The organism is Brevibacillus sp. FIR094, assembly GCF_050477165.1.
In the GTDB taxonomy this organism is placed as follows: Bacteria; Bacillota; Bacilli; order Brevibacillales; family Brevibacillaceae; genus Brevibacillus.
In genome coordinates this window covers 1-19,410 of sequence record NZ_JBEAES010000058.1, presented here as the reverse complement: position 1 = coordinate 19,410, position 19,410 = coordinate 1, and the positions used below count along the sequence as shown (strand labels likewise).

Genomic DNA, 19,410 nt, shown 5'->3' with positions numbered 1-19,410 from the left:
TCATCGGTAAACCGTAGGGGTTTTTCCAATGTCTACTTTAAGGGGTGCACTTCATGTTGGTGCGAGGGGGTTTTTCAATTTGTGGGTGCGGCTGTAAAAATCGTTTCACCCACAAACTCACCCACAATACAAAAAACTACTCATAAATCTTCTCCATGTAGTCTTCAAATTGTCACTTTCAATTGCAAATATTCAAGCTTTCATTGCAGGTACGGTTGTTTATGCAAACATAGGACAAGCGGGTACTGGAGTCGGCGGTTTTGGAAACACAGTAATCATCCAAGACAAAGACAATTACCTACATATGTACGCACACCTCACAGATTCCTGTGTCTCATTTGGACAGTTCGTTGATTGTGGTCAGGTGATCGGCCGACAAGGTAACACCGGGAAATCTACAGGACAACACTTACATTATGAGGTTCGGAAAAATGGACCAAGTTTTGGTTTTGGAAACCACGTACATCCAGTGAAGTATGTCGACGATTTTTATGCGAGAGAATGCCCCCAACCAGAGAAAAAAGCTGTTGATAAACCTGTGGATAAGGCATCCATCGAGATCAATGGGCTGGTGCTCCCGGTTCACGGCTACCTCAACAATGGCGTCTCAACCTTACCAGTGCGTGAGGTTGCAGAGGCTGCAGGTTGAAAAGTGGAGTGGATAGCAGCTACACAAGATGTCCGAGTAAACGGCAAGCAGCTGACAATCACAATTGATGTAGGAACGTCCTATGCTCCTGCTCGTGTGCACTTGGTATGCAGGTGGAATGGGTACAAGAGACCAAGATCGTTAAATTGAAAGGATGATTATTATGGATAAGGCAAACAAAAAGAAACAGGGAGTTTTGATGATCGTAGGGGGAGCTCTTGCAATTGCAGGAGCAGGGTATGGGGTGCTGACAGATGAGCAAGCCAAGGCGATCCAGCAGGCCTTTGAAATACTTCTAGCCGCATTTAAAAGCGAAAGCCCTCCTTCCGGATAAAGGGGGAGGGCATTTTATCCCCAAATAAACTAGGATGAAGCATCATCAGGTTAGGGCGATTTCCTGATTTTTACACATCCAATGTTGGCTTGCATAGTATAGTGTTGATGTGAAGTCATTATGACTAGGAGGTTTGATATTCCGATGTATAATAATTGCTGGAGACCTCCACCAAGCGGTTGTCAACCTATTTTCCCCCCCAGATGCACTTGTCCCCCTGGTCCTCCTGGTCCACCAGGACCCACCGGTCCACAAGGTGCTACTGGCCCACCTGGTCCTGGGTGTATAGATCCTCCACCAGTAGCAACTCAGATTGTTTACGTTAATAAGGGCGGGAATGATATAACGGGTGATGGTACGGAATGCAACCCCTTTTTAACTGTGACAAGGGCGATGGCGTTCATTGTAGATGCTTCACCGACAAAACGCTATGCAATTTCTATTGGACCAGGAACCTTCACAGAACCCCTTATTCATTTAAAGGCAAGCGTCCAATTAATTGGAGCAAGTACATTATTAACCAGACTCGCTATTCCATTCGATATAAATGACCCATCCTGGAATGGAAACCTAAATGTTGATAATCGTGCTGGCTTTGTAGATTTATCGTTATTGACAGCGCCCCTTGATTTCAACTTTACAACCAATGCAATTACCCCTTCTACCGGTCGATTGTTTTTTGTGAGTATCAATTTTACTCCAACACCAGTATTTACTGGAAATAGTACTTTTCTTAGTCAGATTAATATCCGTGACTCCCAGTTATTTGGTGGCTATACGCAGAATGGTGCAAATGTCACAATGTTCGCTTCTTATGTTGGAGGCGTTCCTCTGCCGTTACCCCAACCCGTCATCACAATAAATTCTATCGTTCCATACGATACTCAAGTACATCTAATTGGTGGAGGGACAGATGGCGATGTAGTAGTGAATGTGACAAATGGAACAGTTCCAATCGATCCATTCGACCTCTTAAGTTTCGCTATAAAAGGTAGTTTGATTGTGAACGGTGTAGCAGGTGTCGCTACTAGAATTAGGGCTACTGTCGACTCAATTCCTATTAGAAGCAGAGTGACTCTAGTAGGAAATTCAGTGATTGAAAAATTAGATGATGCTGCTGGCTTAGGTTATACCCCTGCTAATCCCGCTGATTGGTCATTGGGACCTGTTCCGACAACAGTTCAAGAAGCATTGGATAGGATTGCTGCCAAGATAGCCCCTGTGTAGATTTGGCTGATGAACAAAAAAATAAATACCCTTTAAAAATGAATCCTCCCGCAGAGAAATTTGCAGGAGGACTATTTTGTTTGCGTGTTCGTATTGTGTTCGTATATAATGCAAACAAACGTTCTTATTCGGAGGGGTGGCGCTTGCTCACGGACATTGAGCGAAAGATATTACGCATAATCGGAAACTACTCGGCTATGAAACCGAAGCCTCCGAGCATCGACGTAATATGCGTAAAGACCGGACGAAGTCGATGACCGTACTTGAAGTGTTAGCGCGCGAGGAGTATATCGAGTGGCAGCGTACGGAACCGGATAACATCGAAGTAATTACATCAGGGGAGAGAAAGGGACGGTAATGATGGCAAAGAAAATCGATAACTTATTCTGATCATCACGGTTTGTATTACCGGAGCAGCGAGAATTGTATCTATCAATGAAAGAAGATGACAAACTAGTACCTATGCCTATACTTGAACAGGATGAGCTTGAATCGTATCATTACCAACTCAAGGACGCCGGACGAGAAAACTATGCTGTCGCGATTACTTGGTGGAAACACAAGGAGAATTGCATTGGAACTACGTGCAGAATGTGGGGAAAAGTTGAGTGGGTAGATACGAATAGCAGGAAGGTAAAATTGCTTACGGATGAAGATGTCCAATGGATTCCGATGGATACGATTATTGACGTTAGAAGCTAGGGGGTTCAATAGATGGCAAAGGCATCCATACCCAAAAGACCAACACGAGACGAATTTGAATTAGAAGAATTGGGGGCTCAGCTCATTGAAGCAAATGATGATGGCGACGAAAGAGCGTTGACTGTTTGGGGAATACCTGAGAAAGTCCGAGGGCGGATTACAGTTCTTGATTCGCGTACAAGGCTAGTTCATGTAGAAGAAAGCGGAGCAACAAGGAAAATTCCCTTCCTGGACATTATGAAGGTGAGTTACGAATAGATGTACTTAAGAAAATCGAGGATATGGTAAGGCGATGACTGAACAGAAAAAAAGCGGTAGCTAGGATGAGAATGACGTCCTAGAATGCCGCTTGTCTTACCTCATTATTCAACTATCGAACGCATTTGTTATAAAAGATAAGAACTTTACAGTTTCTTTTTCAGAAATTGCTAAAAGCAGTTTGCTATATTCTGCCCATTAGTTCAATGGTTGGTGTCTAGTATTCTAATTGATTTATTCAGAGTTGTACTCCAGTTTTGCTAATGATAAATTAGACTGGCACTCCTTATCTATCAAGGAATCCCGGTCATTTTAATCGCTTAGATATTAATAAATAGTTTTAGACTCGATATCGTATTGTATTGTTGCATAAGATAAATTCGAATAATAAAGTTGAAGACTGCCTCATTGAACTATCGAGCCCCGTTAGCTAAAAACCAATTTTCCCTTTTTACCTTTTTAGATAATGAAGTAATTCTCTTGATGCAAACTCGATAAAGCCACTAATGAAATCCATCTTATTTTTTGTCAAGTATGGAAGATACCCTTGTGGATCCCCTACATAACCATATGGGGTTACTGTTCTAGCACTTTCAGCTCCCACTTGCCAGCCCTTTAGATCTTCCGCACTAAACAGTCTAGGGGTCAGTTCATTAATTTTTTCTTGTCTTACTAAGTGTGGAAAATACTTCAGAAATCTTGCTGTTCCCTGTGCTCCTGCATGAAAATCCGGATAGTTAGGTGGTGGTTGAAAGGAACCGAAGGAAAAATCGATATCAAAAATCAAAAATTCTTCTTGATCTTTTGAAATCCTTAACTGATCTGCCAATAAATTAGATATAACTAAACGCACATCGATATCTAAACTATCCCTAGTCTTTCTAACAGCACTGTAAAGCGCATCACCGTGCAGTTTATCGCCGTGTACATCAATCACAAAAATATGCTTTGCTCCCCACCTAAAAAGGGATTCCCACATGTCAAATAATACTGATTGTATGGTCTCCTTTCTGGATGTGAAAGAACCGGGAAATGCACTGGTTATATGATTTACGCCAAAGTAGTACGGAGGAGATATAATAATTGGGATGTTCTCTTCTTGTAACCTTTGCTTAATATTACGACAAATGTAATGACTCTCGTAAATATCCACTCCAGTAGGTAAGTGGGGTCCTTGCTGCTCAATCACACCCGTTGGTGAGAGTACGACTGCCCCCTTTTCTAGTGCTTCTTCAATTTCTATCCATGTCATATCGGCGACAGTATCTTGGAAAATAGAGTACATGATATCCCCCAAATCGAATTCGAAATATTCATCCATAGCTGACCATTACTTCTTCGTCCTTTATTGGAAATTCTACCAATTTATTGAATTATCCTGCCCATTAGCTTAGCAATTCCTCAGTCTAAACATATGAACTACCATTGAAATGCTAAATAGAAGGCAAAAGCCCTCTGAAGTTGAAGGGCTCTAAGCTGCATAATATAGGGCATTTCAAAATGTATAGCGCACCCACAAACGCACCCACAAATCACCCACAAAATGATGAAATGATGTGTGGTCATTTGAAAGCACAGAAGGTGAAAAAGTTGATTTTATGCGGTTTTCATGGAGTATTAAAACCGATTGAAAGCCAAGGATAAGTTCCGCACACGCGTTCACGACTGGGAGCGCGAGCAATACATGACTACTTACTAATAAGCGAAACCCCTTGTGCCTGTAAGTGCGAGGGGGTTTTCTGTTTGGTGGGCAAATTTGATTTTTTAAGAGGTATAACATTTTTGCCCACGATTTACCCACTATTTTTACTGCCGTGGCCTAATCGTTCTTGGATGTATTTCATATCAGTTCCAGTTTCCAATAATAGCACTGCGTGAGTGTGTCTGAGAGAGTGAATAGGGATAGAGGGATTGTTCAAGACGATTTAGGGACGATATTACCATCGTCTCTGGTTAAAACGAGATTCAAATTGTGGTGTAAACCCTGCGCCGAATGACTATTAAACGAGTTATAGACAAGAGCTTCTTATCGTCATAGATACTACATAAGCCAAGACGCGCTTGACTCGCTATTACTGGAATAAGGAGGGCAATCGACCGCGCTGAACGAAAGGAGTACAAGTGATTATGATTCCTATTTTCATGATACTAATCCTGGACTCCACAAACAAATGTTCCCTAAGTACTTACATTTCCTCTATTTTTCTAGTAAAATGAGGATATCTTGAGGAAGGGGTGTTTTTATGAATAAGACTGAACTGGTTACAAGAGTTGCTGAAACCACAGAATTAACTAAGAAAGATGCTACAAAAGCGGTAGATGCTATATTAGATGCTATCGCAGATGCGCTAAAAGAAGGGGACAAAGTATCCCTTATTGGATTCGGCAATTTTGAAGTACGGGAGCGAGCTGCTCGAAAGGGTCGTAATCCTCAAACTGGAGAAGAAATTGAAATCGCTGCGAGTAAAATGCCTGCGTTTAAACCAGGTAAAGAACTAAAGGATTCAGTAAAATAATCTATACATACAAAAAACGCCCCGATTATCGAGGCGTTTTCCTTTTTTAAAGCAATAGTTGTCAATCAAGGTAATTCAGCGTTATGCCGGAGGTACCCTATATAGCATCACCGATATAATTGTATCAATCAGTCGTGAGATATTAATGGGTAATTACTTCGTCAGCAACGTTAAACGAGCGGGCAGGATAGTTTAATATTATCTTGAAGGGGGCTTAACATTGGAATTGAAATGGGAACCTTATTGGTACGACCTTGACCAAACGATCATCGTAGGTGATAAAGACTTTTTTTATCTTAAAAACAATGGAATAGGATTTGCAAATGGTTTCGCTTCTGCTGAAGATAAGGAAGTGCTTGCTGAGGTCGTGAAGATATCTCATAGTGATTTGGGCGAGGTACTAGGTATATTAGCTTATGGACTAAGTTATAAATTCTTTCTTGAAGATGGTTCTTTTATTCAAGTAGATTCAGAGCAGGAGCCAGGTCTAATCGAACACTCCACCTCATCTAGCCTTAATGTGAGCAGTTGGGTTTTTAATGTAGAATTAAACGTACTTGAAGAGACAGGTTTTTCATCTAAGATGAGATTAGATCTCTTAAATAATGTAGAAAGGAATAGGCTGAAAATAGAAAGAGAAGAAAAATACAGACGTTTATTAAATATTGATTCCTTATGAACTATACTGAATTAACAGGAGTCGATTGTGCAATATACACAAAAAAGAGGCAGCTGGTAATCGGCAACCTACGTTAAACTACTGGGTTCGATAGTAGAATAATGAGGTAAGACAAGCGACATTCTAGGACGTCATTCTCTTCCTAGCTATGACACAACTATAGAAGTATTCATAATAAAAGGAAAATCTATGTATTATCGGTACCAACATACAAAGTGTTACATCGTCAAATTAGAAATCAAATAATTGCTAAAAGACTTCAAATAGATGAAATTGAGGCTTCAGAAGAGAGTAAGGATTGAGTATCCAGGTACATATAAAAACTACTACTGAAGCTTGTGGATCCGAAAAACTCTGCCAAGCATAAACAGCCCCTATCCTTGTTAAAAGGTGGGGGCTGTTTGACGCTTACGAACTAATCGACCATTTCCCTACTTTACAATCTCCTTCAAGTAGTCAAGGAGCAACGGGTAGAAATCCGGCTTGAAGTGAACGCCGTTGTTCGCGTAATGGATTTTGTTGGCGGCGAAGAGGGGTGACAAGTCCACGTAATGGACTTTGACTTCATCGGCAAACTGTTCAAGCGCTTGGTTGAAGTCCGGAATGTTCGCATACCGCGGTTCTTGCTTCTGGGCTTCCTCGGCGACTGGTGGGATCGACAGGATGTGGAGCTTGGCATTCGGTACCTCGTTCCGGATGCTACCGATCAGCTGGCGATAGCGCTCGAGGAATTCCTGCTTATCCGACAACCGAATGTCATTGCTGCCCAGCAGAATGAATACATGCTCCGGCGCCCGGCTGGAGAGTTTCTCGACATTCATGAGGGCGAGAGAGAGTGTCGCGCCGCTCGGGGCGATGACATTCGCCGAATCCACTTTGCTTAGATAGGACAACGCCCCAAGGATGGAATCCCCCAGGAAAACACTATGCCTGAACGCTGCTTTGTAGGCTTCGTTCGGATCAGTGATCGCCGGACCGCGGGGCTGATTGGCCAGATCCGTCCACTCCTTCAAATAGTCCAGCAGGATTGGGTAGAATGCGTTCGTGAAATGTGAGCCGTCTTCATCGTATTGGATCTTGTGCTGCCGGAAAATGGGGGCAAGGTCAATATAATCTACTCCCTTCTCCTTCGCCATCTTTTGCAGGGCTGCGTTGAATGTTTCAATCTGCGGGTTCATGGACGCACCGAACGGCGATGTGGTATCTACCGGCGTAATCGACATCGTGTAGACGTGGGCCGCCGGCAGGAGTTCCCTTATACGATCGACCAGCTGAGAGTATTTCTGTACGAATGTCTTTTTCGCTTCCTCCAGCGGTTCCCCGAGATCGTTCTGCCCCATTGACAGGAATACATGCGACGGCTTGCGGCTCGTGATCTCTTCGACGTTATCCAGTGTAGTTTGGACCGTTGCACCCAACCCGCCCATAACATTCGCCTCAGGCAGCAGGTCATCGTTCGTCAGTCCTCCGATAATGGAGTCGCCTACGAACAAGCTGCTGCCGAACAATTCATGGACGCTGCCTGCGGGCGCCTGCGTCGTAGCGGGCTGAGTCTGACGCTTGTCGTCGGTCGCTCCGCAGGCGACGAGGGTCGATAGTATCGCCGCTGATAGAAAAATGCTTACCCATCGTTGTACCATTTTCATACGAAAAAACTCCTTCTTGCAAGATACCCAAATCATAGAATAGAAAAATCAATATCAGGTGCAGATGAGATCGAGATCGTGTGAAAATGGTACAAGCAGAGTCTTCGATTGACCTTTCGCGAGATTTATGAAGAATTATTTTCTAAGGTATGCTTCTCTTGGTAAATGGGAAACTATGTGAAGCGTTTATTGTTGAAGCAGGTTGAGGAGAGACTTGCTTATTAGATGTAATTTCTTGTTGAGCAAAAGCGGAAGGGACACCAATGGCTAATACAGCGAAAGCCAAGATCACAGACAGAAACTTTTTCTATTAAACATCCCATTTCATTTTAATAAGCACATGCTTATATTGTAATAGTATGTAAATTACTGTGAAGGATTTTTTCGGAAAATTATTTTTGAAAACTGTCGATAATTACTATTTAATCAGTATCGATTCATATAATCTGCAAGATAGATGAAGTACTCACCTCCACCAATCATGTACCCTTTGAGTTTTTCACGAAACACCCGGTCAGCGAGTGCCAGCTCAACAACAAATGCCTGGGCACTTCCTAAGGACCGATTCCGTTTCGCCCTTCCATGAAAAATACAGATTGTCCATTATTCGAAAAATGTGGTTTTGTCCAAACTGCGGATAAGGTCAGTTAATTCAAATTACGAGGTGATCAGGCTAGTTAAAATGTTGATACCAAGATTACTAGAGAGGATGGAGACGAGAGGCGAGCCTAAAATAGAAAAATGGCTATAGGTTAATAAAGCAGCCAAATACCTGAATATTTCTTCTGAGACGATCTACATTATGGTACGAGAAGGTACATTACCAGCATCTCGACTAGGATCTTTAAGTTCATGATAACTGGCAATTCACTTCCGATTCAGTAAATTAAATCCATGGGTGGAAGCAGGAGGGGTTAGCGATCTTGTTGACGAACAAGCATGATAGAGAAAACAAATGCTAAAAAGAAGGCAAAAGCCCTCCAAAGTCGAAGGGCTCTAAGCTGTATAATATGTGGCATTTCAAGATGTAAGCTCACCCACAAATCACCCACAAAATGATGATATGATTTGATGTCATTTGAAATGACAGTAGCTAAAAATGTTGATTTCATGCGATTTCTAGTCGGTACTAAAACCGATTGAAAGATAAGAACATGTTCCGCACACGCGTTCACGATTGGGAGCGCGAGCAATACATGACTGTTTATCAATATGCGAAACCCCTTATACCTGTAGGTGCGAGGGGTTTTTTCAATTGAGGAAGTAGGACTCATCCTTGAAAGGGCGCGGAATCTTGCCTCTTGGGTGAAACAGTTGGATGAATACGCAACTTGGAGCTTGGAACTGTACCAGCAGGCAAACAAGCGTCTTCACCGCCAAGGACAAAAGCAAAAGGTCATTCTACACCATCTTGTTGTACAGGGTGGAGCTGATAAAGATGTCATGGATTCACTTGAGTCAAAGGCAACCACATAAGATAAGCTGTTGGAAGCACTGAAAGCAAGGATTGATCCGATGAGCGCATAGCAAAATCCCAAGCGCTTGGGATTTTCAACAGAGAGGGTGAACAAGCATGGCAGAGAAACAAGCACTTAGCCCTGAAATGATCGAAGAGATTACGCGTGCAGCTGTTCAAGCAGCTATGGAGTTTCAAGTGAAAGCAAAGTAAAAGTAGCGAACTAAACGAGATTGTCGATTGCGCAACATCCAAACTACAAAGAGAAACTAAGCTGCCTGAGTGATTGGGCGGCTTGTTTATTCAAGCGGGATAGATAACAAAAATAAAATTCTAAAGAACCGTCCTATTTTAGGTAAAATTTGGTAATTTAATTAAAAGACGATCAGAAGGAATGATCTATATGTTGGAATGGTTACTGATTTTTTTCAATAATAGTTGGGTCACAAGCATTATTACTGGTTTGTTAGTATTTTATGTAACTGATATTTACAAACGTTTAAAAGAAAAGAAGAGTTATTTTCAAAAAGTAGGGCAAGTAAACAAAGAAATATTTAAAACAATTAGATATAGTATACCTGAAGAAAATTTGCCTTCGACATCGATATTAAAATCAATCCATATCGCGACTGCAAAACGGTATAATGTAAAACTTGAGGATGTTGATTCACTTCAAGCAATTATCGATGATTTGATCAAAGAGGTAATGGATTCAAATTTCCTATCACACGATAATAAACTGCTTTATTGCCAAAGATTGTTGGATACTCAGAATGGCTTAATAACAAAAAACATCGAGGAAACAACTACTGTTAAACAATATGTAACATTTACTTCTACAAAAAGTACAACGTTGTCTTTGATGTTTTCCACTGCCACTTCTATGTTTGCTGCTACAATTGTTTTTCTTTTGACGACATTCAAAGGTAATAAATTTACCGAGATGTTCTCAACATTTATTGCGGAAAACTCGTTATCGCTATTGAATTTCGCCCTTGTCATCGTCGCATTAATAATTTCTATAATGACCTTCTTTAGTGAAGAAAAACAAAAACGTAAAAAGAATAAAGAAAAGAAAACGAAAGCTATCGATTAATCGAACAAAAGAGCACCCAAGTTGGTGCTCTTTCTTATTACTTGAGTAAAGAGATTGTTCGCAAAAGGGTGATGAACAAGATCAAGATCAAGATCAAGATCAAGCTTGTTCGCGTTGATGGTGTGTGGTGGGTGCCCATTGTAAAAATGCTGCAGGTTGCACGGATGTATTAGATAATAATTCAACCTGACCGATGGCGAGAGATACTACACGAAGTAATCTTGTATGGCATGCTTTTTAAGGCGTTAGCACTTGATGCTGAAACTCTAAATCAAGACCAGCTTAAAATGTTATACTGCCCAAATGATGGATACGATATCGATATGGGCCGAGTGAAAACAATACAGAAGCCAGTTCGGGCAGCTGGGTGGAAAAATCCATGAGCAGAAAATAACCGATGGATTCTTGTACTTGGTCATTGTTACGGTTAAGGTTCGTCTTAACGACTATCTATACAACGCTAGGAAGCGAAGGAAGTAATTAGAAATCATTTCAATAGCAGGTCGATAATAATTGTGTAATCTAGTATAGGTTCACCTGGGGATAAAGCGTACGACTCAATCTATGCAGAAGAGTCTGCGTTATTTTTTGTGGTAAGAGAAGGTATGTATACCTATATATACTTGTAGTAAATACTGAGCTGATAACCTACTATATTGATAAGAACTTTTTTATTCACGTACTACTTCCTTTGTACCCCAATTTGCTTAAAGCAGTTGGGGACTTTTTTTTGAGGTGACCCCACATGTTTATTTTTCCAATGATGCTCGAGCAAGCTGATAAACCTTTTTCGGACGGACCTGACATCGTACTGGACGGTGAGTTGGTGGTATTAGACCCGACAGCTGGGGTTCCTGACTTCGAACTAACGATGGCGAGATTCCCCAGTCAAAGCGATCTCAACTGCCGATATCCTACATTGTATTCGATATCCTTCGCTATGAAGAATCTGACTTACGGGGACTTCCTCTAATGGAGCGTAAGGCTCTGACCTTGATCATGCGTTACAAACACGCCAACCATTAGCAAATTGCGTACATTGACGGACGTGGCGAGGACTTATGGGACGCAATTATCGCAAGAAACATGGAGGGTATAGTCGCCAATCGAAAGGACGGGCGATACCACACGGACAAACGGATAAATGATATCATAAAGGTCATTAATTACACGCATGTGGATGTTCAGATTGCTGGCTGGATAAAAGGTGATTTTGGCTGGCTTGCCCACTATAACGGTCGACCTGTCAGTGCAAAACTGCCGCTGTTTCTTTTTGTGAGGAAAATCTAAAACTGATTCGGTGCCTAGCTATCCAGTACAGTGTATGTTCAGAAGGAACACCCACAAAATGATGAAATGATTTGATGTCATTTGAAATTAAAGTAGCTAAAACTGTTGAATTTATCGATTTCTAGACGGTATTAAAACCGATTGAAAGCTAAGAACATGTTTCGCACACGCGTTCACGATTGGAAGCGCGAGCCATACATGACTCCTTATTAATAAGCGAAACCCCTTGTGCCTGTAAGTGCGAGGGGTTTTTAAAATTGATTGAAAAATCTTTTCTATCACCATAAAATATCGTACAACAAAATGGTAATCACTGTACACAACACACGATTTGAAAAATGGAAGAGTGGTTAAAGCGGATTAGTGAAAACTCAGAAGCCGTAATGAAAAATCCTGATGGTATGGCCGAGTTAATTAATCAGTTACATACGGTTCCTAATATCATGCCTTAAATATTTGCTGAATGAATATATTCCGACTGAGCATGAAGGTACAGTATTGATTGAAGTGAGTAATATAGGAGACTTTTTTCAGGAACATATTTGCAAGTATACACCTTTAATCCTTTTACGAAACGATACTAGTAACAGTTTCCCAAGAAAACTAATACTGCATTTGATTAGAAGACAAGAAGAAGACTGTCGAAATGTCGACAGTCTAACAATCTCCATGCTTGAAATTAGATCATTAACCAATTAAAACCAAAAACGCCAATTGTCATTTTGCTTTGCTTCAAAATCTTTATACCATGATTGTCCGACTTGACTACCGAACTGGTCTAGAGCACGAACCATAATACTGTAATGATTTCCAACTCTTAAGCTACGAGCCGAAAATTCTGTAGATGTTTGCCGGCTCTTTTCCAAAACATAGCCATCTGTAACATTTGTAACAATGACTTCAAATCTTGTTGCAGTTGGTGGTTGATTCCAATATAAGTTTATAGTGACAAACTCAGCGAAAGGCTTTATCGCTTGTTTATCCGACGCTTTTTTGTTGCTGGCAACATTAGAAACTGGTGCAAGCTGCTGTCCCTCTTGCGCAAATGCAGGTGTCGCTGAAGTCAATAATGCCAGTGTTGCGAAACTAGTAATAAACTTCTTCATTCTAACCACTCCTTCTATTTTCTTGCGCCCGATATAAAGCTGGTTTGATTGAGCAATCCCAATATAACTCTTTTTCCAAGATATGTAAATATATGGAATTTTTATTTTTTTGTAACAATTTCCTTTTACGAAATATTGTTTAAATAATTTTTGAGAGTGTGTAGCTTAGTCAAGCTTTCTAAATTCATCATGACTTATAACCCTTTCAATATTAATGAAGTTCTTTAGTAACTCCTGATAGTCAATGTAGTAATTAAAAAACTGCAGTTGGGTAAAAAAAGAAAAGCTGCTCTTGGCAGCCAATTTGCTTTCATATATGACCCATTCAATAGAAGTAGCAAGTATTACATGAAATCATTTTAATAGCAGGTCGATAATAATTGTGTAATCTAGTATAGGTTAACTTGGGGATTAAGCGTACGACTCAATCTGTGCAGATGAGTCTGCGCTATTTTTTTTGTGGCAAGAGTAGGTATGCATACCTATATATACTTATAGTAAATACTGAGCTGATAACCTACTATATTGATAAGCTACTTTTTTATTCACGTATTACTTCTTGTGTGCCCCAATTTGCTAAAAGCAGTTGGGGTCTTTTTTGTATCAAGGTGAGTACATGTTTATTTTGCCGATGAAACTTCCACAATCGGTACATTCGAAACTGGGACTAATCCGTATCTGGTTAAAAAGCACCTGCACTCGTTAGTGTCTTATCCGAACATTTTATCCCGTTTGCACTCGTGCAATCAAAGCAACTAAAAATTCCTCCGAATCACATTGCTATCGTTTTTCCAGACCCCACCGTTTGCGTTTACGCTGTGGTTTGCCTCACTCCAAGAAACGATGTAATAAAGCGACCTCTCCATATGGCGACATTACTCCTTTTACTAGGAGCGTAGTGCGAGTGGATGGGACAAAAAAAAGCAGAGTACACAAGCACAAGTTTGTTTAGTGGTCAGAGCTGATATCAAATAGGATATGAGCAGATAAATAGAAAAACGACCATCCCTCAGCCACATTAGGGCTTTTGAGACAGTCGCTTTGAAATTAATCATGGCTACACGCAGATGTATCCGATCATTGTCTCAATGCGATCAGGCAATATTTCCAGACTATGATTTAACAAACTGCTCATTGTGATAAGGTTCCATATGGTTGACTCGAAATGGACCACAGGCTTTCACATAACGGGACAAGCCCTTTGAAGCTTTTCGAATCGCATAATGATTCACCCAGTTCGCATCTTCATTTTCTCACGCCCATCTTCCGGATATACCAGCCGCGTTTATGAAAGGAGATGGACCTGTAATTCTGGGCCAGTCTGCTAATTCGTTTACGGGTAAGTGATGCTGGTTTTGAAGATAAGCTTTTGTTAAGGGAACTTCTTACAACCAGATGACCGGGGTAGTGAGCTTTTACGAAGTTACCGTAAGTTTCGAACTCGGAGAAGCCGGCATAACTCTGCTTGTTGGTTTTCTTGATAATCGCCCAGTACCATCTAGTTTTATGCCTAGCCTCAATTTTAGACTTCAGCCGAGAGAGCTTCGATTTGTCGAACAGCATATAGTGAGCAACGAAAGAGCGCGAAGCGGTTGGCTTGGTTCCCATTAACTTCTTATAGGTGCGAAAATACTCGGGACGACTCCAGTTACGGCAGTAAAAAACGGTTTTCCCGTTGACGAGAAAAACATGAGGGCGGATGAGAATGGTGTCGGCGTCAATCACAAGATAATACCTTTGCTTGGTCAAGTTTCCTCCCGCCAGCTTCAACAATTGTTGGAGCAGCCAGCCTGAGCGATTGGTGCGTTTGGTTTGGTAGTGAATGTCTTTTTTTGTAATCGGTAGGACGCGTCTTTCATTGATGAAGGTGCAGTTTTTACGCCGGCAAAGGGCTTGGATTCGCTTGCTTGGTGGTGATACGACCATGATCTTACCGACCGGATGCTTCACTTGCTTACGGATACTGTCAATAACATAGGGAAGAGTGCCAAGGTCTTTCTCAATAGCTGGGATCAGGACATCAATTTTGATAGAGCTGTGGAAGGTGCTTTTCGCTGAACGTGCCAACTTCTCAACTCCTTTTCGCTGAGCAGTTTCAAGCATATGTGTCTGGACAGGTCGGCCAGAGTGTACGACTTTCCAGATAAGATATGATTTTCTTCCTTATGGTGAATACGACAGATATGGAAATCCTGCAAAATGGGTGTTTGTCTGCTTTCTTGAGTCGATGAGTATGTATTAACAATGGTAGTTCGATCCGACTCCGTTGATACTGACTGGATAAATACGTTTCTTTGAAGGTAGAACGGAACAGATGGAACTGGCAGAAAACCAGGAGCGCTGTGATGGCCGCGACGAAATTCGACGAAACCGGCAAAAGGCGTATGGAGGAGGATAGATTGAAAATCGATTGAAAAATCGATATTCATGGTCAGTGACCATGAAGCCCTATCCAAATTCATGGATGATGAATTTATTCGCATTTTAACATTCTGTGTACAAAGAAAAATAGCCGTTCAATTAGAACGACTATTTGGGTGAGTAGTTACGGCTTAGGAGTAGGTGGAGGTTTCGGTTTATCCGGTTTATCTGGAGTATTTATAGATGGTGTACCACCGTCATTAGTTAGAGTCATCTCCCTATGCACGATTTGTAAGTTTCATTTTGTATTCTGAATTACACCTTTTTTTTGAATTTCAATGTTCTTTGCTTTGCCCATCTTATACATTTCACTTCAATAAAATGATACGAAACGATAGAAAACAATATTGCCGTTGTAACACATAAGAGGAGCAGCAAAGAGGTTGGAATTTTTGCATACAAAAGTTTAAATAGTACCATCATGATTGGAAAATGACATAAATAGATACTGTACGAAATTTCCCCTAAGTATACAAATACACTCTTATTTAAAATTGCTTTTACTTTTAGGTTACTCATAGCCATTATAATAAGTATACTAACACCAATTACAACGCCCCAATCTTTTAATAGAAAATACGTATCACTACGAGAAATCGCCAAAATTCCAGTAGAGTATAGATATAGAATGATTCCTAATGTGATAAGAAGTCTTCTTTTTAATTTTTTCATATTTCTATATAAACGGACAAGTTCTTCCTGATGCTTAAAAAGTAACATTCCGATCATAAACATAGCTGTGAAATGCAGTGTATCAGCGTAACCATTATAAAATCCCTCAGCTTTTCCAATATGCAATATATTAAGGAAAATACTAATTAAAGAAAAGCTCATGGCAAACAGTATCGTTTTCTTCCAACTCTGTTTATAGAAAAGAAGGAATAATAAAGGAAACACGATAGATATACGCATTTCTTGAGCCAATGACCAGATAACTGGATTGTAATTATCTGTAAAAAAGTTGTTAAGAAGAACAAGGTGATTGATAATATCTAATTTTGTTATAGGTCCTTGCCACTTATCATAAAACCAATCTCGTAATCCCGTAACTTCATATGGCGAAAACAAAATAAATAAAGCAAAGGTGATGAATATCCAGACATAATAAGGGATATAAATTCTTACAAATCGCTTAATTAAATATCCCCAATAATTGGTTTCTGAATGATAAATTGCCACAGATAAGACAAAACCACTGAGTACATAAAAAATGATTACAGCTTCTCCACCTGCCCATAAAAATCTAAGAGGTAAAAATTTGATGGAATTAGGCAACGATGGTAGCATTAAACAAAAATGTCCAATCACCACTGTAATGGCCGCCAATCCTCGTATTGAATCTAATTCTTTTATTCTCTTACTCATAAATGGCTCTCCTTGTAAACTTTGTTGTTGGTAAATGCCAATATACTAGTAAGGTGGCATACTTATACATATTTTGCTTATTTTCCTTTGGATTCTGATACAAGCAGTACAAAACCAATCTGTGTATCTTTTGAAGAGGATTTTCATATTTAGGCATAAATCATATGATAATACTAGAAAGATAAAAGAAACATTTTCTAAAGTTTCTTTAAAAATTTCAATTCAAATTTATCAAGATTTATAGCACAGATAAACAGGAATACGTGAATTAGACAAAATGGATAGCATACAATTCGATCAATACCTTGGGTTATTATTCAAGTCTCAAGGTTATCAAACAGAAGTAACACGTACCTCAGGAGATTTCGGAGCTGATCTGATATTGCATAAGAATGGCACTAAAATAGTAGTCCAAGCCAAGCCAAGCGCTACTCTAAAAACGTTGGGATCGATGCAATTCAGCAAGTCGTCGGAGCAATGAAACACTATGATGCATCGAGATCGTCGGTAGTAACTAATAAGGATTTCACAGATGCTTCTTCTAACGGGGAAAATTGATCAATCGAGAAACACTCATTGAAATGATAATCCAGATGAATCCAAAACCAGATCCTAAAAAAGTTATCACTCAATTTCAAACTGAAAAAGGGCTTTGCGAAAAATGTGGAAGCCAGATGGCTATAAGAAAGGGAACAAACGGGGAGTTTTACGGTGGTAGTAGATACCCAAGGTGCAGGAATACAAAAGTTGTTTAGGACTCCCCTCAGGTTAAAGGAGAGAGAACATGAAACTGGATGATTTTTTCACTATTTTTCGAGTTACTTCTAGCAGCATTATAAAAGTGATAGCCCTCCTTCCGGATAAACGGGGGAGGGCTTTTAATAGTTACAATAAAGCAGCATGTACTGCTCTCCAATGCTCAAGAGATTGCTCAGCTTCATTTAAACGATTCAATACCATCTCTGGATCCATCATTCCTGCTACTTTTTAGAATGATTTTACCGAACAGAGAAAATATAGCTATTGTCTAGAATTAAGTAGGAAATGAATGTTCTTGCGTGCTCTCGGTAACGCCACGCGATTGTACGCTAACCACTAATCCCAGAGCGCTGTAAAAAACATACAAAGAGGCGAGAGCGTCCGTGTTTTGAGGAGTTTCAAGATAAACTGCTTGTTTTTTTCTCAACATCCATTGCTTCTTCCAAAAAGGCTTGCCTTGCTTCTTTTACAAGGAGAACAATCAGGATCAAAACAAAGATGTAGGCAAAGTCCAAAAACCATATAAGCCCCAAGGGATGAGAAAGCATGGCACCTAACATCGGTGACATCAACCCACCCATAACCCCTGCCATTACTCCTTCAATAGAAGCGGTAAGAGAAACCAGCTTCCCTGTGATAAATCCAACCACCATGCCAATTGCGACAGCAATGATAGTAGCAAGTTGTAAATCGGCTACCAGATATACTTGAATATTTATACCCAAGGAGATACTAGACATAGCACCTAACACCATAGCGATGATCATCCCATCCATACAGGCCAGCTCGGATCGATTTCTATAGGTATAAAGGATGCTGCCAACCGTCACCAAACTGAGGAAAATCAAGTTTAGGAAGAGCATATAGGCCTCCTTAGTTTGCTACTTTTATTCTACTTGGCTACCTATGTGTTATTTCCTATTTCGCCTGCATCCACACCTGCAAAAAATATTGCATCTACTACCCCGACAAAGACATCTAAGAGCCACTTGTACCACCTCCTGCAATAACATATGAAGTCGTCAAAGAAAATTGCCTGACTTTGTATCGGCATTTTCTCCAATTTTTTGAAAATTGGTTACATGATTACATACGCCCTCCTTCGGAATCAGATCCGGGGGAGGGCCTTTCTATTTTCTGGGGCGATTGTATGAAGCCGTTACACTTACTTACAGACTTCCAGCGTTTTTAGCGAGCGAAAAATTAATCGATAAAATAGAAATAGAAACTCAATCACTTGGGCAGCAGCAGGAGTTTATACAACAGAAAGCCCAGAACTGAAAGCGAGGGATGTAGCACATTACAAAGCAGATTCACTGAGAGGAGGAAGAAATTCTAAGAACTTTGCAAGCGTTGTTTAATTATGATGTTTAAAAAAGTTGAATCAGAAATAAAAGGGGATAATTATGAAAAGAATCAAAAGTATCTCAGTAAGTCTTCTTATGTCTGCTCTGCTGTTGATGCCTACAGGAAAAGGCTTTGCCTGTGAAGATCATGTGCATGTTGATATGGTCAGTGCAGGTTCAGGGCATTCCCTTGTTTTAAAATCTGATGGGACCGTATGGGCATGGGGAAATAATGGTGGAAAGCTTGGTAATGGCACAACAACGAAAACAAACGTCCCAGTTGAAATTACAAACCTGATAGATTTTATTGATTTTTCCGCAGGTAATGGACATTCCTTAGGAATTAAAAGTGATGGTACTGCCTGGGGGTGGGGATCAGGTATAAATGGTCAAGTGGGAGATGGATCAACTTCCATTAGGAAAGAACCTGTAAGAGTAATTGGTATGTAAAATAACTTTTTTCAGTAGGACTTATAAAAACAGAAAAAACCCTCTAGCCGTTTATAGGGACTGACCCCATAACGTAAGACAAATCAAAACACCTTCAAGAGAATGCGACC

At 40.4% G+C, this 19,410-nt stretch carries 20 protein-coding genes and 3 pseudogenes; 16 read left to right on the top strand and 7 right to left on the bottom strand.

Annotated elements, in window-relative coordinates; translation table 11 throughout:
* Positions 1-169 precede the first annotated feature (169 nt).
* The 5 genes and pseudogenes from ACQ5DJ_RS28850 (at position 170) to ACQ5DJ_RS28830 (ending at position 3,170) form a co-directional block, all read left to right on the top strand.
* Positions 170-649 (top strand): M23 family metallopeptidase, encoded by a 480-nt coding sequence (locus tag ACQ5DJ_RS28850; RefSeq protein ID WP_429845445.1) that lies wholly within the window; start codon positions 170-172, stop codon positions 647-649.
* A 163-nt stretch (positions 650-812) separates the two neighbouring features.
* Positions 813-983, top strand: coding sequence for a hypothetical protein (locus tag ACQ5DJ_RS28845; protein WP_429845444.1), 171 nt, complete (start codon positions 813-815; stop codon positions 981-983).
* A gap of 393 nt (positions 984-1,376) precedes the next feature.
* A complete protein-coding gene (locus ACQ5DJ_RS28840; protein WP_429845443.1) occupies positions 1,377-2,210 on the top strand; it encodes an exosporium leader peptide in 834 nt (277 codons plus the stop codon).
* Between the two features lie 414 nt (positions 2,211-2,624).
* Positions 2,625-2,912 (top strand): annotated as a pseudogene (locus tag ACQ5DJ_RS28835) (YolD-like family protein); the annotation flags it as partial.
* Positions 2,913-2,924: 12 nt separating this feature from the next.
* Positions 2,925-3,170 (top strand): hypothetical protein, encoded by a 246-nt coding sequence (locus ACQ5DJ_RS28830; RefSeq protein WP_429845442.1) that lies wholly within the window; start codon positions 2,925-2,927, stop codon positions 3,168-3,170.
* Positions 3,171-3,621: 451 nt separating this feature from the next.
* Here the strand turns inward: ACQ5DJ_RS28830 and ACQ5DJ_RS28825 are convergent, their stop codons facing one another.
* Both ACQ5DJ_RS28825 and ACQ5DJ_RS28820 read right to left on the bottom strand, forming a co-directional pair.
* Positions 3,622-4,455: a creatininase family protein gene (locus tag ACQ5DJ_RS28825; protein WP_429845441.1), complete on the bottom strand. Its 834-nt coding sequence runs from the start codon at positions 4,453-4,455 to the stop codon at positions 3,622-3,624.
* Between the two features lie 523 nt (positions 4,456-4,978).
* Positions 4,979-5,145 (bottom strand): annotated as a pseudogene (locus ACQ5DJ_RS28820) (tyrosine-type recombinase/integrase); the annotation flags it as partial.
* Positions 5,146-5,413: 268 nt separating this feature from the next.
* On the opposite strand from ACQ5DJ_RS28820, the gene ACQ5DJ_RS28815 reads away from it, so the two are divergent.
* Together ACQ5DJ_RS28815 and ACQ5DJ_RS28810 are read left to right on the top strand one after the other, a co-directional pair.
* The gene (locus ACQ5DJ_RS28815) at positions 5,414-5,686 is read left to right on the top strand and encodes an HU family DNA-binding protein (RefSeq protein WP_173621504.1); all 273 of its coding nucleotides are present in this window, start codon (positions 5,414-5,416) and stop codon (positions 5,684-5,686) included.
* A 220-nt stretch (positions 5,687-5,906) separates the two neighbouring features.
* A complete protein-coding gene (locus ACQ5DJ_RS28810) occupies positions 5,907-6,365 on the top strand; it encodes a hypothetical protein (protein ID WP_429845440.1) in 459 nt (152 codons plus the stop codon).
* 431 nt (positions 6,366-6,796) lie between these two features.
* Here the strand turns inward: ACQ5DJ_RS28810 and ACQ5DJ_RS28805 are convergent, their stop codons facing one another.
* Positions 6,797-8,011, bottom strand: a complete 1,215-nt coding sequence (locus ACQ5DJ_RS28805) for a GDSL-type esterase/lipase family protein (RefSeq protein WP_429845439.1) — start codon at positions 8,009-8,011, stop codon at positions 6,797-6,799.
* 763 nt (positions 8,012-8,774) lie between these two features.
* On the opposite strand from ACQ5DJ_RS28805, the pseudogene ACQ5DJ_RS28800 reads away from it, so the two are divergent.
* The 5 genes and pseudogenes from ACQ5DJ_RS28800 to ACQ5DJ_RS28780 form a co-directional block, all read left to right on the top strand.
* Positions 8,775-8,867 (top strand): annotated as a pseudogene (locus ACQ5DJ_RS28800) (excisionase family DNA-binding protein); the annotation flags it as partial.
* Positions 8,868-9,325: 458 nt separating this feature from the next.
* Complete coding sequence (locus tag ACQ5DJ_RS28795; protein ID WP_429845438.1) at positions 9,326-9,487, top strand: hypothetical protein; 162 nt, start codon at positions 9,326-9,328, stop codon at positions 9,485-9,487.
* Between the two features lie 383 nt (positions 9,488-9,870).
* The gene (locus ACQ5DJ_RS28790; protein WP_429845437.1) at positions 9,871-10,563 is read left to right on the top strand and encodes a hypothetical protein; all 693 of its coding nucleotides are present in this window, start codon (positions 9,871-9,873) and stop codon (positions 10,561-10,563) included.
* Positions 10,564-10,604: 41 nt separating this feature from the next.
* Positions 10,605-10,736 (top strand): hypothetical protein, encoded by a 132-nt coding sequence (locus ACQ5DJ_RS28785; RefSeq protein ID WP_429845436.1) that lies wholly within the window; start codon positions 10,605-10,607, stop codon positions 10,734-10,736.
* Positions 10,737-11,308: 572 nt separating this feature from the next.
* Positions 11,309-11,536, top strand: coding sequence for a hypothetical protein (locus ACQ5DJ_RS28780; RefSeq protein WP_429845435.1), 228 nt, complete (start codon positions 11,309-11,311; stop codon positions 11,534-11,536).
* Positions 11,537-12,548: 1,012 nt separating this feature from the next.
* Here the strand turns inward: ACQ5DJ_RS28780 and ACQ5DJ_RS28775 are convergent.
* The 3 genes from ACQ5DJ_RS28775 to ACQ5DJ_RS28765 form a co-directional block, all read right to left on the bottom strand.
* Positions 12,549-12,959 carry a hypothetical protein gene (locus ACQ5DJ_RS28775; RefSeq protein ID WP_429845434.1) on the bottom strand — a complete coding sequence of 137 codons (411 nt, stop codon included), beginning with the start codon at positions 12,957-12,959 and terminating at the stop codon, positions 12,549-12,551.
* A 1,245-nt stretch (positions 12,960-14,204) separates the two neighbouring features.
* Complete coding sequence (locus ACQ5DJ_RS28770; protein ID WP_429845433.1) at positions 14,205-15,026, bottom strand: DUF6492 family protein; 822 nt, start codon at positions 15,024-15,026, stop codon at positions 14,205-14,207.
* A 609-nt stretch (positions 15,027-15,635) separates the two neighbouring features.
* A complete protein-coding gene (locus ACQ5DJ_RS28765; RefSeq protein ID WP_429845432.1) occupies positions 15,636-16,745 on the bottom strand; it encodes an acyltransferase family protein in 1,110 nt (369 codons plus the stop codon).
* Positions 16,746-17,022: 277 nt separating this feature from the next.
* Between ACQ5DJ_RS28765 and ACQ5DJ_RS28760 the strand changes: the two genes are divergently transcribed.
* The 3 genes from ACQ5DJ_RS28760 to ACQ5DJ_RS28750 are packed head-to-tail and all read left to right on the top strand — an operon-like array spanning position 17,023 to position 17,500.
* A complete protein-coding gene (locus ACQ5DJ_RS28760) occupies positions 17,023-17,226 on the top strand; it encodes a restriction endonuclease (RefSeq protein WP_429845431.1) in 204 nt (67 codons plus the stop codon).
* Positions 17,223-17,303, top strand: coding sequence for a hypothetical protein (locus ACQ5DJ_RS28755; protein ID WP_429845447.1), 81 nt, complete (start codon positions 17,223-17,225; stop codon positions 17,301-17,303). Before ACQ5DJ_RS28760 ends, ACQ5DJ_RS28755 begins: the two co-directional genes overlap by 4 nt.
* Before the next feature lie 23 nt (positions 17,304-17,326).
* Positions 17,327-17,500, top strand: coding sequence for a topoisomerase DNA-binding C4 zinc finger domain-containing protein (locus ACQ5DJ_RS28750; RefSeq protein WP_429845446.1), 174 nt, complete (start codon positions 17,327-17,329; stop codon positions 17,498-17,500).
* 402 nt (positions 17,501-17,902) lie between these two features.
* Here ACQ5DJ_RS28750 and ACQ5DJ_RS28745 read toward each other — a convergent pair whose 3' ends face one another.
* Positions 17,903-18,367 (bottom strand): hypothetical protein, encoded by a 465-nt coding sequence (locus ACQ5DJ_RS28745; RefSeq protein WP_429845430.1) that lies wholly within the window; start codon positions 18,365-18,367, stop codon positions 17,903-17,905.
* A 543-nt stretch (positions 18,368-18,910) separates the two neighbouring features.
* Here ACQ5DJ_RS28745 and ACQ5DJ_RS28740 point away from each other — a divergent pair.
* On the top strand, positions 18,911-19,300 hold the full coding sequence (locus ACQ5DJ_RS28740; protein WP_429845429.1) for a hypothetical protein: 390 nt from the start codon (positions 18,911-18,913) through the stop codon (positions 19,298-19,300).
* Positions 19,301-19,410: the final 110 nt, after the last annotated feature.

Bases quoted from the DNA above. Each gene is read 5' to 3' on its own strand.
- ACQ5DJ_RS28765 (WP_429845432.1), bottom strand. From the start codon at position 16,745: ATGAGTAAGAGAATAAAAGAATTAGATTCAATACGAGGATTGGCGGCC.
- ACQ5DJ_RS28775 (WP_429845434.1), bottom strand. From the start codon at position 12,959: ATGAAGAAGTTTATTACTAGTTTCGCAACACTGGCATTATTGACTTCA.
- ACQ5DJ_RS28750 (WP_429845446.1), top strand. From the start codon at position 17,327: ATGATAATCCAGATGAATCCAAAACCAGATCCTAAAAAAGTTATCACT.
- ACQ5DJ_RS28790 (WP_429845437.1), top strand. From the start codon at position 9,871: ATGTTGGAATGGTTACTGATTTTTTTCAATAATAGTTGGGTCACAAGC.
- ACQ5DJ_RS28745 (WP_429845430.1), bottom strand. From the start codon at position 18,367: ATGCTCTTCCTAAACTTGATTTTCCTCAGTTTGGTGACGGTTGGCAGC.
- ACQ5DJ_RS28740 (WP_429845429.1), top strand. From the start codon at position 18,911: ATGAAAAGAATCAAAAGTATCTCAGTAAGTCTTCTTATGTCTGCTCTG.
- ACQ5DJ_RS28755 (WP_429845447.1), top strand. From the start codon at position 17,223: ATGAAACACTATGATGCATCGAGATCGTCGGTAGTAACTAATAAGGAT.
- ACQ5DJ_RS28805 (WP_429845439.1), bottom strand. From the start codon at position 8,011: ATGAAAATGGTACAACGATGGGTAAGCATTTTTCTATCAGCGGCGATA.
- ACQ5DJ_RS28825 (WP_429845441.1), bottom strand. From the start codon at position 4,455: ATGTACTCTATTTTCCAAGATACTGTCGCCGATATGACATGGATAGAA.
- ACQ5DJ_RS28815 (WP_173621504.1), top strand. From the start codon at position 5,414: ATGAATAAGACTGAACTGGTTACAAGAGTTGCTGAAACCACAGAATTA.
- ACQ5DJ_RS28845 (WP_429845444.1), top strand. From the start codon at position 813: ATGGATAAGGCAAACAAAAAGAAACAGGGAGTTTTGATGATCGTAGGG.
- ACQ5DJ_RS28840 (WP_429845443.1), top strand. From the start codon at position 1,377: ATGGCGTTCATTGTAGATGCTTCACCGACAAAACGCTATGCAATTTCT.
- ACQ5DJ_RS28760 (WP_429845431.1), top strand. From the start codon at position 17,023: ATGGATAGCATACAATTCGATCAATACCTTGGGTTATTATTCAAGTCT.
- ACQ5DJ_RS28780 (WP_429845435.1), top strand. From the start codon at position 11,309: ATGTTTATTTTTCCAATGATGCTCGAGCAAGCTGATAAACCTTTTTCG.
- ACQ5DJ_RS28830 (WP_429845442.1), top strand. From the start codon at position 2,925: ATGGCAAAGGCATCCATACCCAAAAGACCAACACGAGACGAATTTGAA.